Source organism: Burkholderia sp. AU15512, assembly GCF_002223325.1.
In the GTDB taxonomy this organism is placed as follows: domain Bacteria; phylum Pseudomonadota; class Gammaproteobacteria; order Burkholderiales; family Burkholderiaceae; genus Burkholderia.
This window is the reverse complement of record NZ_NKEX01000006.1, coordinates 1,485,910-1,503,471: the sequence shown is the minus strand read 5'-3', so window position 1 is coordinate 1,503,471 and position 17,562 is coordinate 1,485,910. Positions and strand designations below refer to the sequence as shown.

12 protein-coding genes are annotated in these 17,562 nt (G+C 66.7%); 8 read left to right on the top strand and 4 right to left on the bottom strand.

Annotated features, from left to right (window positions below; translation table 11 throughout):
- On the bottom strand, nucleotides 1-4,605 hold the full coding sequence (locus tag CFB43_RS26060; RefSeq protein ID WP_089497159.1) for a DEAD/DEAH box helicase: 4,605 nt from the start codon (nucleotides 4,603-4,605) through the stop codon (nucleotides 1-3).
- Between the two features lie 201 nt (nucleotides 4,606-4,806).
- Complete coding sequence (locus CFB43_RS26055; protein ID WP_089497158.1) at nucleotides 4,807-5,331, bottom strand: metal-dependent hydrolase; 525 nt, start codon at nucleotides 5,329-5,331, stop codon at nucleotides 4,807-4,809.
- A gap of 396 nt (nucleotides 5,332-5,727) precedes the next feature.
- On the opposite strand from CFB43_RS26055, the gene ggt reads away from it, so the two are divergent.
- Nucleotides 5,728-7,449 carry a gamma-glutamyltransferase gene (ggt, locus tag CFB43_RS26050; RefSeq protein ID WP_089497157.1) on the top strand — a complete coding sequence of 574 codons (1,722 nt, stop codon included), beginning with the start codon at nucleotides 5,728-5,730 and terminating at the stop codon, nucleotides 7,447-7,449.
- 87 nt (nucleotides 7,450-7,536) lie between these two features.
- Here the strand turns inward: ggt and CFB43_RS26045 are convergent, their stop codons facing one another.
- The gene (locus CFB43_RS26045; RefSeq protein WP_089497156.1) at nucleotides 7,537-8,460 is read right to left on the bottom strand and encodes an alpha/beta fold hydrolase; all 924 of its coding nucleotides are present in this window, start codon (nucleotides 8,458-8,460) and stop codon (nucleotides 7,537-7,539) included.
- Nucleotides 8,461-8,814: 354 nt separating this feature from the next.
- Between CFB43_RS26045 and CFB43_RS26040 the strand changes: the two genes are divergently transcribed.
- Nucleotides 8,815-9,264, top strand: coding sequence for a winged helix-turn-helix transcriptional regulator (locus CFB43_RS26040; protein ID WP_039356969.1), 450 nt, complete (start codon nucleotides 8,815-8,817; stop codon nucleotides 9,262-9,264).
- A gap of 27 nt (nucleotides 9,265-9,291) precedes the next feature.
- On the opposite strand, the gene CFB43_RS26035 is transcribed toward CFB43_RS26040, so the two are convergent.
- A complete protein-coding gene (locus CFB43_RS26035) occupies nucleotides 9,292-10,707 on the bottom strand; it encodes a TolC family protein (protein WP_089497155.1) in 1,416 nt (471 codons plus the stop codon).
- Nucleotides 10,708-10,985: 278 nt separating this feature from the next.
- Between CFB43_RS26035 and CFB43_RS38525 the strand changes: the two genes are divergently transcribed.
- From CFB43_RS38525 to CFB43_RS26005, 6 genes are all read left to right on the top strand, one after another.
- A complete protein-coding gene (locus tag CFB43_RS38525; RefSeq protein WP_006479216.1) occupies nucleotides 10,986-11,162 on the top strand; it encodes a hypothetical protein in 177 nt (58 codons plus the stop codon).
- Nucleotides 11,163-11,386: 224 nt separating this feature from the next.
- The gene (locus CFB43_RS26025) at nucleotides 11,387-11,572 is read left to right on the top strand and encodes a hypothetical protein (RefSeq protein ID WP_027791386.1); all 186 of its coding nucleotides are present in this window, start codon (nucleotides 11,387-11,389) and stop codon (nucleotides 11,570-11,572) included.
- 145 nt (nucleotides 11,573-11,717) lie between these two features.
- Nucleotides 11,718-13,838, top strand: coding sequence for a peptidase domain-containing ABC transporter (locus CFB43_RS26020; RefSeq protein ID WP_089497154.1), 2,121 nt, complete (start codon nucleotides 11,718-11,720; stop codon nucleotides 13,836-13,838).
- Nucleotides 13,835-14,839 (top strand): hypothetical protein, encoded by a 1,005-nt coding sequence (locus CFB43_RS26015; RefSeq protein WP_179254907.1) that lies wholly within the window; start codon nucleotides 13,835-13,837, stop codon nucleotides 14,837-14,839. The genes CFB43_RS26020 and CFB43_RS26015 overlap by 4 nt, the downstream gene beginning before the upstream one ends.
- 12 nt (nucleotides 14,840-14,851) lie before the next feature.
- Nucleotides 14,852-16,147 (top strand): HlyD family secretion protein, encoded by a 1,296-nt coding sequence (locus tag CFB43_RS26010; RefSeq protein WP_089497152.1) that lies wholly within the window; start codon nucleotides 14,852-14,854, stop codon nucleotides 16,145-16,147.
- A 4-nt stretch (nucleotides 16,148-16,151) separates the two neighbouring features.
- On the top strand, nucleotides 16,152-17,543 hold the full coding sequence (locus CFB43_RS26005; RefSeq protein ID WP_089497151.1) for an OmpW/AlkL family protein: 1,392 nt from the start codon (nucleotides 16,152-16,154) through the stop codon (nucleotides 17,541-17,543).
- Nucleotides 17,544-17,562 lie beyond the last annotated feature (19 nt).

Sequence of the window (17,562 nt, the reverse complement as noted above, 5' to 3'; positions counted from 1 at the left end):
TCAGCAGTGGCGTGCGAGCCGCAGGCGGGCATCCTCACGCGCGGCGGGCGACAGCTCGGGGGCGTAGTGGAACGCGCCCGAAACCAGCGAGGCGACGGGCACGCCGTCGCGGAACAGCACGCGATTGCCGGCCAGTGCCGGCACCTTGTCGCCGGGCAGCAGCGTGCCGGCGAGATTCAGCGGATCGGCGCCCGTCACGCATACGTACTGCCCGTCGCCGGGTTGCCGCCGCAGTTCGCGCAGGATCGGAATCGCTTCGGGCAGCGCGAATTGCTCGCCCGCGAGCCCGGCGACGAAGCGTCCGCCGCGAATCTCGCCGCGCGCTTCGAGACGCTGCAGCACGCGCACGAGTTCGCGCCAGCTCGGCAGCCAGTCGGCTTCGCGTTCGAGCAGCCGCCAGAACACGACGCCGTAGCGGCGCAGCAGCGTACAGGCGATGTGTTCGAGCGCGCCGGGGTCGGTCGCGGCCTGGCCGCGTTTCGGCACGGGCGCATCGTCCGGCGGCGCGTGACGTTGCACGAGTGCCCAGCGACCTGCGTCATCCATCCCGCCGATCAGCGCACCGCCGCGCCGGGTGCGTGGCGAATAGGTCGCGCTGCGCTTGACGGCGGGCTTCAACAGCGCACGCAGGCCCGCGTAGCTGTCCGCATTCACGAGGCCGGCCGACACCAGTTCGCCGAGTGCCTGTTCGAGTTCGACGGGCAGCATGTGCAGGTCGTCGAGCAGCGCATCGAAGAACATCGCGCCATGCGCGGCGAGGGCATCGCGTACCTGCGTGGCGCGCGCGGACAGCGCCGGTTGCGCGTCGGGATCGCGCAGCGCCTGCCACGCGGAGAGGTGGCGGCGCGGCAGCAGCACGATCGGTGTCGTCTTCACGGGTGTGCCGGCCGCGCGCGCCGGTGCGCCGATGCGGGTCCACACGAGCTTGCCCGAGCGGCACAGCTCGTCGAGCCCGCCCGCCATGTAGTCGGTGAGCCGCGCGGGCAGCAGCGCGTCTTCCCAGGCGCTTGCCGCGGCCTCGTAGCCTTCGAGCTGTTCGACCACGGCCGCGAGTGCGTCGCGGCCCGTGCCGCGCGTGTCCGGCGTCAGGTGTTGCCAGTGGAACAGGAAGCGCATGAAATCGGCGCGCTCGACCGGCTCGATTTCGCGGCGCAGCCGCTTCACCGTATAGCGATGAATGCGCGCAAGCAGGTGGCGTTCGCACCATTCGTCCACCGTCGTGCCCGGTGTGAACCGGCCGCGCATCACATAGCCTTCGCGCTCCAGCGCCGCGAGTGCCGTCGCGATCGACGCAGGCGGCAGCCCGAGCGGTGTCGCGATCGCGTCGAGCGCAAGCGGCCCGAAGCCGGTGAGCCGCGCGCGGATCACGTCGACGAGTGCGGCATCGGCTTCCCACGGCTGCGCGCACGCGACCGGCACCTTGAGCGCCGGCACGATGCGTGCGTCGGGATGCAGTGCACGCAGGCACACGAGTCGTTCGACCGGTACCCATAGTGCGGCGTCGCCGGGTGTCACGAGTTTCGTCGCACGGCGGTGTTCGGCGAGTTCCGCGAGCCGGTCGAGCCAGCCTTCGTGTTGGCGTGCTTCGCTGTCGGCGATGCATGCGAGCGTGAGCAGCGCGTCGTGCATTTCGTCGGCGTCGCGCACGAGCGGCCAGGCTTCGTCGCGCACGGCATCGATCGCGTCGGCGTCGAGCGCGCCGAGATCGTCGGCCGATTCGGGATCGCTCCAGCGGCGTGACTGCACGGCCTGCGTGCGGCGTTCCTCGAGCGGGGCATCGTCGAGGAACGCGTAGGGTTTCGCGTTCAGGATCTCGGCCGCGAGCGGTGACGGCGCGGGCAGGTCGCGCGCGACGAGCTCGATCGCGCCGCTCTCGATCCGGCGCAGCAGCGCAAGCCAGCCCTCGGTGTCCATCGCGTCGTGCAGGCAGTCGTCGAGCGTCTGGTCGACGAGCGGGTGATGCGGGATCTCGCGCTCGCCGACGATGTTCTCGAGGCACGCGACCTGATCGGGGAACACAGTCGCGAGCAGGTCGTCGCTCTTCATCCGCTGCAGTTGCGGCGCCGTGCGCTTGCCGCCGGTGAAGCGCGGCAATGCAAGCGCGGTGGTCGCGTTCCAGCGCCAGCGCACGCCGAACATCGGCGCGTCGAGCAGGGCCTGGACCAGCACGTGCTCGGCGCTCGCCGAGCGCAGGTAGCGCCACACTTCGTCGAGCGCGAAGCTGTGCGCGAGCGACAGCGACAGGATGATCGCGTCGTCGGTCGCGGCCGCTTGCAGCTCGAAGTTGAAATTGCGGCAGAAGCGCTTGCGCAGCGCGAGCCCCCACGCGCGGTTGATGCGGCTGCCGAACGGCGAATGGATCACGAGCTGCGTGCCGCCCGATTCGTCGAAGAAGCGCTCCATCACGAGCGTGTCCTGCGTCGGCAGCGCGCCGAGCGCGGCGCGCGTGCGTGCGAGATAGTCGACGATCTGGTGCGCGGCGTCGGGCGACAGGTGCAGATCGTCGACGAGCCAGCGCAACGCCGGCGCGAGGCGGCTGTCGGCCGGGCTGGCAGGGGCGACCCGGGCGACGTCGTTTCGTACACTGATCGCGGCTTCGGCTTCGGCTTCGGCTTCGGCTTCGGCTTCGGCTTCGGCTTCGGCTTCGGCTTCGGCTTCGGCTTCGGCTTCAACACGTCGCGTCGATTTTGCTCCGCCTTTGGTCTTGGCTTTGGTCGTCGCCGTTGTTTCAGCCGTCGTCTTCCCGCGGATATCGTCGACAGCGCCTTCAGCGCCTCGGGCATGCGCTTGCCGTTCGCCATCGGCGAACAGCCCGTCGAGCCGCGCGCGCAGCCGGCCGACCGCCGCCGACAGCTCGTCGCTGCGCCCCGGCGCCTCGCCGAGCCAGAACGGAATGTTCGGCGACTGGCCCTGCGCGTCCTCGACACGCACGCGGCCCGTTTCCACGCGAATGATCCGGTACGACTGGTTGCCCAGCTGGAACACGTCGCCGGCCAGGCTTTCGATCGCGAAATCCTCGTTGACCGTGCCGACCTGAATGCCCTGCGGTTCGAGGAGCACCGCGTAATCGGCCATGTCGGGGATCGTGCCGCCCGACGTCGTGGCGGTCATCATCGCGTTGCGGCGCCCGCGCACGGTGCCGCCGACCACGTCGCGATGCAGGTACGCGCCGCGCACGCCGCGGCGGCTCGTGAAGCCTTCGGCGAGCATCTTCATCACTTCGTCGAAGCGCTCGCGCGTCAGCCGCGCATACGGCGCCGCGCGCGTGAAACTCGCATACAGCGCGTCTTCCTGCCATTCCGTGCACGCCACTTCGGCGACGATCTGCTGCGCGAGCACGTCGAGCGGCGCTTCGGGAATGCGCAGCGTGTCGAGCTCGCCGCGCTGCACGCAATCGAGCAGCGCCGCGCATTCGACGAGCTCGTCGCGCGACAGCGGGAACAGCCGGCCCTTCGGCACGCCGCCGACATGGTGCCCGGAGCGGCCGACGCGCTGCAGGAACGGTGCGATCCCGCGCGGCGAGCCGACCTGGCAGACGAGATCGACGTCGCCGATATCGATGCCGAGTTCAAGTGATGCAGTGGCGACGAGCAGTTTCAGTTCGCCGCGCTTCAGGCGCTGCTCGGCGTCGAAGCGGTGCTCCTTCGCGAGACTGCCGTGATGCGCGGCGATCGCTTCCTTGCCGAGCCGATCGGCGAGATGGCGCGCCATGCGCTCGGCGGTGCGCCGCGTATTGACGAACACCAGCGTCGTGCGATGCGCGGCCGCGAGGCCGGCGATGCGGTCGTACACCTGTTCCCACACGTCGGTTGCCATCACGGGTTCGAGCGGCACGTTCGGCAGTTCGAGTGCGAGGTCGCGCTCGCGTGTGTGGCCCGTGTCGACGATCGTGCAGTCGCGCGGCGCGTCTGCCGGGCCGCCGACCAGGAAGCGCGCGACCGCGTCGATCGGCTTTTGCGTGGCCGACAGCCCGATGCGCGGCAGCGCACGGCCGGCCAGCGCGTCGAGACGTTCGAGCGACAACGCGAGATGGCTGCCGCGCTTCGATGACGCGAGCGCATGGATTTCGTCGACGATGACCGAGCGCACGTTCGACAGCATCTGCCGCCCCGACGTGGACGACAGCAGCACGTACAACGACTCGGGCGTCGTGACGAGAATGTGCGGCGCGCGCTTGCGCAGCGCGGCGCGCTCGGCCTGCGTCGTGTCGCCGGTGCGCACGGCGGTGCGGATCGCCGGCACCGGCAGGCCGAGCTGCGCGAGCGATTCGGCGATGCCGGCCAGCGGCGCATCGAGGTTCACGTGGATGTCGTTCGACAGCGCTTTCAGCGGCGACACGTACACGACGAGCGTCGCGTCGGGCAGCGTGCCGTCGTGCGCCAGCGCATCGCGCACCAGATCGTCGATTGCACACAGAAACGCGGTGAGCGTCTTGCCGGAGCCGGTCGGTGCCGCAACGAGCGTTGATCGGTCGGCCTTGATGTGCGGCCACGCGAGTGCCTGCGCGCCAGTGGGCGCGGCGAACGTGCGCCCGAACCACGCGGCGACGGCCGGGTGGAACACGTCGAGCGCACGGGCGGCAGGGCGGGTAGTGGTGACGTCCATCGGAGCGTTGAAATGGGGTGCAAGCGCGCGGAGGGCGCGCGTGCGAATCGAATCGTCAGTGTGCCAGACGTCGCGCGTGCGCGCCGGGCACGTGTGGCGACGATTCACATTCAGATGGGGGCCGTCACCGCATTTTCAACGAACGGAAAGTTGCATGCGCGTCGGCACGCCGATCGCGTGCCGAATTGCGTCGAATTGCAATTAAACGCGATTGAGCCAGCCGAGCCAGTGCTCGAGCAGCGGTGCACGCGAGCACAGCGACTGCGCGAGCCACAGCGTGCCGCCCCATGCGGCGGCTACGACGATCAGGTCGCAATGCCCGCTCTTCCACAGGTTGAGCGAGTGACGCCGCCAGATCCACGGCACGCCGAGCGGGTTCGGCCAGTCGGCGAGCAGGTGCATCAAGCCGCCGCATGCGAAGCCGAACAGCGGCGCGGCCCACAGCGGATGCGGATGATGGATGAGCCCGTGCCATCCGAGCGCCAGCAGCGCGATCCAGCCGATGCCCCAGTGCGTGACGGTGCGATGCGTGATCCACAAACGGCGCTTGCGGCTCCACCATGCGACTTCGAGCCAGTCGGGCGCGGTGCCGCCCGCGACGCCGGCCGCGAACGCGGCGAACAGGCCCGAATGCCACGGGCCGGTTGCGCCGGTTTGTGCGACGAGGACGGCTGCGGCGACACCGGCCGCGAAGCCGGACGCATGATGCGCATTGTGTGATGCCATAGGAAGCGAGACGAAGAAACGTGAAGCGATGCGTGCACGAAAAATGATGCACCGCGAAAGCGGGGCGCTATCTTCGCAGATCGGCCCACGCAGCGGGAGGGACGTTTGCAGATTTTTTTGCACGTCCCGTGTGGCATTCCGCGCGGTTCGCAACTTTCGGTTTTTTGTGCATTGCGTGATGACGTGTACCGCGTGCCATTTCGACCGATTCGCATCCCTGTTCGGATGCCTCGACATGACGTCGCGCACATGACGAATGCGCTTTCGCGGCACGCCCCGTGTTCGACCCTTTTTGTCCCCCTATACTACGAGACCGGATGTGGCCGTCGGCGCGCCAGCGGCCATGCGGAACAGGTGCTTTTCCTGCCTGAAGGAGATCCACATGGGGGACATGCAATGACTACGCTGAATCGCTTCAAATCATCCGCCGTCGTGCTCGCGACGGTGGCCGGCATCGGCTTCCTGCCGAACGCGCCCGTCTATGCGAAGGGGCCGCAGCCGGCCATCCTGACGAGTTCGGCGGTCGCGGTGGCCGACAAGTACAGCGCGGATGCCGCGGAGCGGATCTTCAAGGAAGGCGGCAACGCGATCGACGCGGCCGTCGCGATCGCATTCACGCTCGCCGTCACGTATCCGGAAGCCGGCAACATCGGCGGTGGCGGCTTCATGACGATCTACAAGGACGGCAAGCCGTACTTCATCGATTACCGCGAGCGCGCGCCGCTTGCCGCGACGAAGGACATGTATCTCGACAAGGACGGCAACGTCGTCAAGGGCATGAGCCTGTACGGCCCGCGCGCGGTCGGCGTGCCGGGCACGGTCGCGGGCATGTGGGAAGCGCAGAAACGCTTCGGCAAGCTGAAGTGGAAGCAGGTGCTCGCGCCGGCGATCCACTATGCGCGTGACGGCTTTGTCGTCGACGAGCAGCTCGCGCAGCGCGGCGTCGACGCATCGAAGGAGTTCGGCGGCAAGACCAACTTCGACAAGTATTTCTCCGGGCTGAAGGCGGGCGTGAACTTCAAGCAGCCGGATCTCGCCGACGTGCTCACGCGCATCGCGAACGACGGCGCGGAAGGTTTCTACAAGGGCAAGACGGCCGAGCTGATCGCCGCGTCGATGAAGACCGGCGACGGCAACGGGCTGATCACCACCGAGGATCTCGCGCAGTACCGCGCGGTGTGGCGCCAGCCGGTGCAGGCGAAGTGGAACGGTTATGACGTGATCACCGCGCCGCCTCCGAGTTCGGGCGGCATCGGCCTCGTGCAGCTGCTGAAGATGAAGGCCGACCTCAAGCAGGACTTCGAGGGCGTGAAGCTCAACTCGCCGCAGTACATCCACCTCGTCGCGGAAATCGAGAAGCGCGTGTTCGCCGATCGTGCGCAGTATCTCGGCGATCCGGATTTCTACAAGGTGCCGATCGCGCAGCTGACCGACGACGCTTACATCGCGAAGCGGGCGGGCGAAGTCAACCCGAAGGAGCCGTCGGATACGAAGAGCGTGCAGCCGGGCCTCGGCACGACGATGCCGGAGAAGGCTGAAACGACGCACTTCTCGGTGGTCGACAAGTGGGGCAATGCAGTGTCGAACACGTACACGATCAACGGCTATTTCGGCTCGGGCGTGATCGCCGACGGCACGGGCATCGTGCTGAACGACGAGATGGACGACTTCTCCGCGAAGCCGGGCGTCGCGAACATGTTCGGCGTGGTCGGCAGCGACGCGAACGCGATCGAACCGAAGAAGCGTCCGCTGTCGTCGATGTCGCCGACGATCATGACCAAGGACGGCAAGGTGTCGCTCGTGATTGGCACGCCGGGCGGCTCGCGCATCTTCACGTCGATCTTCCAGGTGATCAACAACATCTACGACTTCAAGATGCCGTTGAAGGAGGCCGTCGGCGCGATGCGCTTCCATCACCAGCTGCTGCCGCCGAACACGATCTTCTGGGAGCCGTACCACCCGATCGAAGGCGAACTCGCGAAGCAGATCGAGGCGCGCGGCTATACGCTGAAGGGGCAGGATTTCAGCGGCGACATCCAGGTGATCAAGATCGACGGCAAGACGCCGGAGGCGATGGCCGACCCGCGTGGGCGTGGCGTGACGCGGATCATCCACTGACGTGAAGTTGCGCGTGCGCGGTGGCGAAGGCGACCGCGCACGCGGTGTTCCGCAGCCGGGCATCGTGCCGCCGGCTGCGGAATACACTCAGCCGGTGGTCCGGACGAATTCGGCGATGCGTGACGCAATGACGTCGGGCGCATCCTCGAAGCAGTAGTGCCCGACGCCCGTCAGCCGTTCGACGGGCGCGGACGGAAACAGTGCCGTGAAGAGCGGCAGGAAGTGTTCGGCGCCGAGCGTTCGGTCGGCGTCTCCCCAGATCGCGAGCGCGGGCTTTTCGCGTATCGCGCGCAGCGCCGCCGCATCGGGCGCCTCGAACCGATGCGTGCCAGCGGCAAACCCGCGGGCCCATCCGATCGCGCCGACGCAGTCTTCCGGTTGCGCGAACGGCGCACCGTATGCGGCGATCCACGTGTCGTTGATCACCGCGTGATTTTCGAACCCGTTCAGCTTCAGCGTGCTCAGGATGTTGAAGCCGAGCTGACCGAGCACTGTCTCCAGCGTATCGTTCGCCGCCGCACGCATGATCCACTGGAACCACGGCGCAGCGCGACCGTTCGCGTTCAGTCGTTCGACCAGGTCGGGCTGGCCGAACGGCGTCGGCCCGTTCGCGGACACGATCCGCCGGATGCGATCCGGATGCCGCGCAGCCAGCCCCATGCCGACCGGGCCGCCGAAATCGTGCATCACGAGCGTGATGCGATCGAGGCCGCGCGCGAGCACGAAGCGCTCCAGGTTGTCGACATGGTCCTGCAGCCAGTAGCTGCGGTCCTGCGGCGTCGCGCTTTTGCCGAAGCCCATGTGATCGGGGACGACGACGCGGTGCGTCGGACTCAGCGCGGCAATCAGATGGCGGAACAGATAACCCCAAGTGGGTTCGCCATGCAGGCACAGGAGGGTTTCGCCGTCGTGCGGACCTTCGTCCACGTAGTGCATCCGGAAGCCGGATGCGTCGTCGAAATGCGGGGCGAATGGAAAGGTGCCGTCGAACGTGGCATCGGACCGGATCATCGAACGCTCCTTCGGATAGTCGGATAGTTTGGTTTCAAATTGAAACCGAGTAAAAGCGTAGGATATTGGGTTTCAAGTTGCAACCAAAATCGTGACTGGACGGCTGGACGCGTGACTGGAATACGGGTGCGCGATGATGTGCCGGAAGGGAACGCAGCATTAAAGCATTGACGCGGACGTATGCGCTGGAATGCCAATCGCGTTCGAATCGACCGCTCAATTCGCCGATCGCGAACAGTCGGGCCCCGGGAGATTGATCTTTCGTGCAACGAGTTTTATATTGCAACCATTCATTTCAACGGAAACGACCGCCGTTCCGCCCGCATGCCGGGAACGGCATCGCCCCATGCATCGATGAACAGACGAACCACGCACGAAGATTCCCTTTGCGGCGTAGCCCGCCCGCTGGACGCGATCGGCGACTGGTGGTCGCTGCTGATCGTCCGCGACGCGTTCGACGGGCTGCGCCGCTTCGGCGAATTCCAGAAGAATCTCGGGCTGGCCAAGAACATCCTGGCCGCGCGCCTGCGCAACCTGGTCGCGCACGGGATCATGGACATCGTGCCGGCTGCGGACGGCGGCGCGCATCACGAATACGTGCTGACCGAGAAAGGGCGCGGCCTGTTTCCGCTGCTCGTCGCGCTGCGGCAGTGGGGCGAGGATTTCTTCTTCGAACCGGACGAGGCACACGTGCTGCTCGTCGACCGGAAGAGCGGGTTGCCGGTCAGGAAGCTCGAACTGCGTTCGCAGGACGGGCGCGTGCTCGGGCCGGAGGACACGGTCGTGTTGCCGCCGCCCGACTGACGAGCGGCGACCGGGCGCGTGCCGCATTCAACTCCGGTCGCTCGCGGCGTTGCTTTCGAGGAAGCTGTCCACCGCGATCAGCGACTGTTCGTTGAGCGTACCCAGCACGCTTTTCAGCTTCAGTTGCAGCTTCAGCGCGTCGAGATAGCTGTCGAACAGCTTCTGCCGGATGCCCGAGATATCACGGCGCAGGTTCAGCGTTTCGTACGTCGTGCTGTAGCCGACCTGGTGCGCCTTCATCGATGAATCGTACGCGAGCCGCGCGGCCTGCAGCGACTGCTGCAGCGCGCGGATGCGCTTGCCGACCGATTCGAGCGCGGACAGCGCCTCGCGATGATCGGTGCCCAGTTGCTCCTCGACCTCGCGCAGCCGGTTGCGATATTGCTCGGTCACGTGCTCGGCTTCCACCTGCCGGTAGTACACGCTGCCGCCGGAGAAGATCGGGATCGTCACCTGCACGCCGACCGCGCTCTGATGGAAGTCGGAGCGATCGGTGAGCCCGCGCAGGTTCGGGTTGAGCCCGCGCGAATACGACGCGAACAGGTCGACGGTCGGCAAGTGCTCGGCGCTGACGCGCTTCGCGGCGAGCCGCGCGACCTCGACGTCGCGATATGCCTGCCGGTATGCGGGGTTGTCCTGCGGCGCGTAGTCGCCCGACGGAATCCGCGGCGACGACCCGCGCATCGCGAGCCGCGGCCAGCGCGAGAAATCGATCGTCGAACCGAGCAGCGTCTCGTAGCGCGCACGGCGTGCGTCGACGTCGGTTTGCGCGAGGGCTTCGTCGGATTGCGCGAGGCTGCGGCGCGCCTCGATTTCGGCCGTATCGCCGATCGTCTTCATCCCGAGCTGCGCCATGCGCCGCGTGTCGCTTTCGAGCCGGCTGAGCGCGTTCACTTCGTCGTCGGCCGACTGCAGTTTCTCGCGCGCGCTCAGCAGGTCGAAGCACGCGTTCGCGACGCGCAGGATCAGGTCCTGACGCGCCACCTCGAGCTTCTGTTTCGCCGATTCCTCGTACTCGGTCGCGCGCCGCATGTCGTACAGGTAGGGCACGTTGAACAGCGCCTGCGTGACCTGCGCGGAACCGTATGCGGCATTGCTCGACCCGCTGACGTCGATGCCGAACAGGTTCGCGTGCGTCCCGTAGCGTCCCCATTCAAGTTGCGCGGCGGCCTGCGGCAGCATCTGCGCGCGCGCTTCCGGGAATTTCTGGCGGGCCGCGTCGTATTCGCTGCGCGCCTGCAGGTAGCGCGGATCGTGCACGACCGCGTACTGGAACGCGGTGTCGAGGCAGAACGCATGCGCGTTCGCGGACAGGCTGCTTATCGTTACAGCGAACAATGTCATGGTTGCAAGTCGGGGATTCCACCTAGTCGAAAATCTTGATAGGGAATTACCCGCATTCAGCGTTGCCGCTCCGCGATTCGCGCGCCTCGTTTCAAACATGGCCGTCTCCGTCTCCTGCCCATGCCGCAACGCATTGCGGCGGGATTTAAACGTATTGAAATTGAAATTCAAACAGCGTGAATGCCTGCCAATCGTGGTGCATCGGAAAACACCACTGTAAGAGTGTGTCCTCCATTGAATTTCGATGCGCTCGCATGATAGCCTGATTTCGGCTCGTAATCACGGTGATTATTAGATTAACAAGTCGCTAGGGATTAAAGGCCGTTTGTCTTTCAATGAAGGTTCTTTGCGTCATCTTTATTTTTTACGAGGAGAGAATGATGAAGGTCATGACGACGGAACAGGTCAGGAATGTGCATGGCGGCGGTGCGATCAGCTCGCTGGGTAGCCTCGCCGTTGACGCCGCGCCGGTGGTGACCGCGCTCGGCCAGTTCCTGCCGAGCCTCGGTAATTACCTGCAGAACCCGAAGACGTTCAATAACACCGGCAAGTAAGCGCCGTGCGCGGGGAGGCGCCCCCCGCGCGAAATGCTGCGAAACAGAAGGAAAAGAATCGATCGCCGCAGTGGAAATAAAGCGAATCCGAATGCGTTATTTTCGGTTCGGGCGATTATCAGGAGGCGGGAGTGCCGGATTATCCCCGTAATAAAGTTAACGGCCATTGAGATTGCAATTGGCTGACGGTGGCGGGCATTCCGACAATATAAAGGCCACGACAAATGCGAGACATCACGGAAGAACAGGCCCGCCAGATTCGAGGCGGCGCGTCGCTTTACTCCAATTCGGCCGCCTATACGGTCGATCTCGTCAACCAGTCGATCGGGACCACGCTCCAGGGCCTGATGACCCAGTACCAGACCCGCGCCGTCGAACAGTTCCGGATGTCGCTCGGTTCGTCGCGCTGAGCGGCCCGCCCAGCAGCCGGTAACACCGATCTTCCGTCGCAGCCGGCAGCGTGCCGGCTGCGCCCATGCGTATCGCGCACGACCCGCCACGGGCCCGCTAGCGGCAGGCCCGGGCGGCGCGTCGTCGCGCCCCGGGTGCCCGACCATGCTCTTCAATACGCGTAAAGTCCGTCCGGTCCTGCAGGACGAGGTGACGGAGTGCGGCCTGGCCTGCCTCGCGATGATCGCGTCGTGGCACGGGCGCGAAACCACGTTGCGCACGCTGCGCAACCGCTATCCGGTGCGGATCGATTCCGGGCTGTCGTTCTTCGACCTGATGGAAATCGCGAACGATCTCGGCCTGCGCGCACGCGGGCTGCAGTTCGACGCGGGCGAACTCGACGCGCTCAAGACGCCGTGCATCCTGCACTGGGGGATGAACCACTATGTCGTGCTGACGAAGGTCGGCTACGGCAGCGTGCACATCGTCGATCCCGCGCTCGGCGAGACGAAGCTGCCGCTCGCGCAGGCGCTTACGCACATCACCGGCTACGCGCTCGAACTGAATCCGGACATCGGCTTCACGCGGGCGGGGCAGGCCGACCGGATCCGGCTGCGCGACTATCTCGAAGGGCTGACCGGCATCCGCAAGAGCCTCGCGATCGGCATCGCGGGCGGCGTCGCCGCGCAGCTCCTGCTGCTGCTCGGCCCGTCGTACGTGCAGCTGACGATCGACGAGGCGCTGAAGAAGACCGACGTCGACATCCTGTACCTGCTGACGATCCTGTTCGCGATCGTGTTCCTGTTCGATACGCTCTACTCGAACCTCGTCGGCAACATCAAGAGCTACCTGCGCAACATCGTGTCGCAGCAGTTGTCGGCGAACATGGTCGGGCATCTCGCGCGGCTGCCGATCGGCTATTTCCTGTTCCACAACACCGGCGATTCGATCTCGCGCGTGTCGTCGGTGTCGGAGGTCGGGCGCTTTCTCGTCGATGGCCTCGTCGGCGGGCTGCTCAATATCGTCACCTGCACGTTGACGCTCGTGCTGATGCTGTACTACAGCCCGGTGCTGGCCGGCATCAGTCTCGCGGGGATGGTGCTGTTCGCGCTGAGCCGGCTCGCGATCCAGCCGCAACTGCAGGACGCGATGTCGCAGATCCTCACGCGCGGCGCCGAAGCCGACGCGCTGCTGATCGAGAACATCCGCTCCGCGCACTCGATCAAGCTGCTGTCGGCCGAGACCGCGCGCAGCAGCCTGTGGGTGAACGCGTTCACGCAGAAGCTGCAGGCGATGCGCCAGCAGGAGCGGCTGCAGCTGCTGTTCGACGCGATCTCGAAAGGGATCGTGCATGTCGAGCAGCTCGCGATCGTCACGTACGGCGCGTGGCTCGTGATGCATGGGCAGAGCACGATCGGCGTGATCTACGCGTTCATCCAGTACAAGAACCTGTTCGCCGACAAGTTCATCGACTCGATCCAGCTCTACGTGCGCCGCAAGGTGTTGCAGGTGCACATGGACCGCGTCGCGGACGTGCTGCAGACCGAGACGGAGGAGCCCGCGCCCGACGCGGTCGTGCGGCCGGTCGACGGTTTCGACGGCGCGCTGGCGATTCGCGCGCTGTCGTATACGCCGAAGGGCGGTAACCGCCCGATCCTGCGCGACATCGCGCTCGATGTGCCGGCGGGCAGCAAGATCGCGATCGTCGGCCGCACCGGCAGCGGCAAGACGACGCTGCTGAACCTGATCTGCGGGCTCGTGCGGCCCGAGCCCGGCACGCTGTTCGTCGGCGGCGTCGATCTCGCGGAAGTGAACCTGCGGCAGTACCGCAAGCATCTCGCGGCCGTCACGCAGTCCGACCAGCTGTTTCGCGGGACGATCCGCGACAACATCACGAACTTCGCGCCCGCGCCGCGGATCGGCGCGATGTTCGACGCGGCGAAGCTCGCGTGCATCCACGACGAGATCGAGCGGCTCGACCATCGCTACGACACGCCACTCGGCGATACGCAGAAATTCCTGTCGGCCGGCCAGATGCAGCGGCTGCTGATCGCGCGGGCGCTGTATTGCGAGCCGCGCCTGCTGATCCTCGACGAGTTTTCGTCGAACCTCGACCAGGCGACGACCCACGAGATCTGCCGCAACGTGCTGACGCTGCCGTGCACGATCGTGCTCGTCACGCACGACGCGTCGATCCTGTCGCGGGTCGACCGGATCTACGAGATGCAGGACGGCGTACTGACCGATGTGACCGACGCGTGGCGTTCGGCCGAGGAGATGCGGTGATGATCGGACGACTCTTTCTGCTCAATCCGTTCTCGTATGCGTTCCTGGTGCGGCGCGTGGTGCGCGCCGTCGCGCTGCGCACGTCGCCCGCGCGCGGGCTGCGGCTGATGCGCTGGTGCTCGGGCGCATGCCTGCGCTGCTTTCCATGCATTCGCGAGTCGATCGAGCGTGCGGTCGCGTTCATGCTGAGCGCGCACCTGAACGACGATCCGCGGCGCGTGCGGGAAGTGTCGGCGGCGATCGTGTGCGAGCTGTTCGAAGCGGAGTTCGCGGGGCTCAAGCTGCGGTCGCACAGCCTCGAATCGATGAAGTCGATGATCGATGGAATGGCGTGCGAAGGCGACGCGCAACTGCAGGCGGCGCTCGCGCGCGGCGGCCCGCTGATGCTCGCGGGGCTGCACTTCGGCAACCTGATGCTGTTCGTCACGAAGCTGCGCTTCATGATTCCCGACGACCGCAAGTTGATGGTGATCCTGCACCGCGATGCGCCCGGCGCGTTCTTCGACGATGCACTGCGGCTCGTCGCCGAATACGGTGCCGGCGAAGTCGAGTTCATCGACATCGAGGAGCGCGTGCATCTGCGCCGGCTGATTACGAGCCTGCGGCGCGAGGCGCCGGTATTCCTGCTGTTCTCCGACCTGCACGGCAAGTTCGGCAAGACCAACCGCTGCCGGCTCGGCGGCCGCTGGGTGCGGATGGCCGGCGGCGGCGTGAAGCTCGCGGTCGAGCAGGAGATTCCGCTGCTCGTCGCGTATGCGACCGGCGTGCCGTTCCGCGATCGCTGCGCAGTGCATTTCACCGAGCTCGCGGCCAGCCCGCTCGCGCCGATGCTCGGCGCGGACGACGACGCGTCGCCCGTGCGCGCGACGCACCAGCGCATCGTCGACCGGCTCGAGCAAGCGCTCGTGCGTCAGCCCGAGCAATGGCATTTCTGGGAACACTTCACGCCTTACCTGATGCCGGCGCCGCTGCTCGATGCGGCCGCGCGGCGTCGCTCCTGACGAGCCCGCCCCATGCCGACCTGGAATTCCGCCCTTCGAGAACAGAAGCCGTCGCGCAAGCTCGCGCGCGGCACGACCTTCGGCACCGTGATTCACGGCGTCGTCGACGTGCCGGTGTCGATGCGGTTCTTCTGCTACCTGTCGCTTGCGATGTTCGCGATGTTCGTGACCGCGCTCGTCGAGCTGAGCTATGCGAACACCGAGAGCGTGTCGGGGATGCTGACGCCGCGCTCGGGGCTGATCGGCGTCAGCGCGCCGCCGGGCTGGGCCGTGCGCGACGTCTACGTCGGCAAGGACCAGCACGTTAAGGCCGGCCAGCGGCTGCTCGCGGTGACGCGCGACACGAGCTTCGTGAGCCAGGCGAACAACGTGCAGGGGCTGCGCGCGGCGCTCGACCGGCAGCGCGTCGAGGTCATGCAGCAGATCGACGCGGCGCGGCTCGAATACAAGTCGTCGGTGCAGCAGATCAACCAGCAGATTGCCGCGCAGGGTGAAAGCCGCGGGCTGATCGACCGGCAGATCCAGGACCAGAAACGCATCGTCGACGAGTACGGCGAACGGCGCGCGCGCGTGAAGCAGCTGCTGGACGAACAGGTCGTGACGCTCGAGCAGTACAACCAGGTCAACACGCAGTATCTGCAGGCCGGGCAGGCGTACCAGGACCTGCTGCTGCGCCGCGCCGAACTCGCGAAGAACGCGATGAAGCTGCGCGGCGACCTCGACACGATGCAGAGCAAGTACGACGGTGCGAACGCGGAACTGAAGATCAAGCAGGAGGAGCTGAACGCGAAGGAATACAACATCGACGAGAACGTGAACCAGGTGCTGTACGCGCCGGCCGACGGGCAGATCGTGCGGCTCGACGTCGTGCAGGGCGGCGTGATCGACCCGCCGGGCACGCGCGTCGTCGAGATCCTGCCCGCGAAGGCCGACGGGCTGATCGCCGAGGTCTACATTCCGTCGTCGAAGGCCGGCTTCGTGAAGAAGGGGCAGGAAGTGAAGGTGGCGTACGCCAGCTATCCGGTCGAGAAGTTCGGCACGTATCGCGGCAAGGTGCTGTCGATCTCGCCGGTCGCGTTTTCGGCGAAGGAGCTGAACCTGCCGGGCGATGCCGCCGCGCCGCAGACCTACTTCAAGACCTGGGTCGAGCTGGCCGACCGCACGCCGGCATTCGAAGGGCGGCCGCTGTCGCTGCGCGCCGGGATGATGCTGAAGGCCGACATCGTGCTGGAGCGGCGCAGCCTGCTCGAATGGCTGTTCGAGCCGCTGTACCGCATCCGTCAGCGCCTGTTCGGCGTGCCGGCCTGAGCCGATGGCGAGCCGGGACAAGGACCGCCGCCGCGCGCGGCCGGGCACGGTGCGCTCGCTGTCGCGCTGGCTCGGCGCGACGCTGTTCGCGTGCGCGGCCGCCGCGCACGGCGCGCCGCAGCCGGACGGCGACGCCGCGCCACGCTGGCAGGCCGGTGCCGACGGGATCGGCTTCTGGCCGGGCGGCGACGCGGACGGGTTCGATGCGAGCGCGTGGGCGACCGATGCGGGGCCGGCCCGCGGCGGCCGCGGCGAGTCGGGCGATGCGCCGCAACCCGACGCCGTACCGTTCACGGCGCGCAAGATCACGCTCGGCCAGCGGACCCGCGGGGCGGGGCGCGCATGCGCGGCCACACGCGAGGACGGCGCGGACGGCATCGGCTTCGACGACAACGGCGCAGCCGGCGGCTGCGAGCCGGCCGCGACACGCGATGCAACGGCGGATGACGCACCGGCGGGCGGTGTCGTCCACGCCGACCGGATGCCGTACGAACTGCATCCGATCGACCCGTCGCGGCTGCCCGATCTGCCGGCCGCCCAGGCGCCGCCGCTGCTGACGCAGCTGATGGGCGACGACCGCAACATGGTCGGCCTCGGCTGGCACTTCGTCGGCACGACCGGCCGATCGACGCCGGTGACGACGCACACGGACGCACTCGGGCTGAACAGCTTCCAGAACTCCGGTTCGAGCCTGTCGCTCAGCAATACGAACACGCTGGCCTTCACGTTCACCCACTTTTTCTCCGAGAACTGGGCGGCCGAACTCGGCGGGGGCATTCCGCCGGTACTGACGCTGCGCGGGCACGGCAGCATCGCGTTGCCGCTCGACCGGATCTTTTCCGGTGTCCAGGGGCGCCTTCCGCTGATCGACCTCGCGAACACGCAAAGCAACCCGCTCGCGACCACGCGCGCGTGGCTCGGCTCCGTCGTGTTCAAGTATTACCTCGGCGAGCGCGACGATCGTTTTCGCCCGTTCGCGGGCATCGGCGTCAGCTATACGCGCTTCACGAACACGAACCTGAATCCCGTGTTCCAGCGCAAGCTCGCGTCGCTCGGCGGGCTGCTCGCGGCGGGCGCGGACATCGGCAGCCTGCAGTCGCTGCTGCTCGACCCGTCGCTGTTCCAGCGGATCTGGGATGCCGGCGGCGACCTGCTGCTGTCGGGCAAGACCAACGTGTCCGCCAAGGTGAAGAGCGTGTGGGAGCCGGTGTTCACCGTCGGCGCGAGCTACCAGATCACCCGCCAGTTCTGGATCACCGGCATGGTGACCTATATCCCGTTACGGACGAAGATTACGCTGGACATCGACCAGCCGAATCGGCAACTCGCATCGAACACGTTCGATATTTCCGCGAACGCCGTGCTGGCCAGCGTGCTGCTCGCGTTCCGCTTCTGACCGGCGCGCCGGCCCCTTT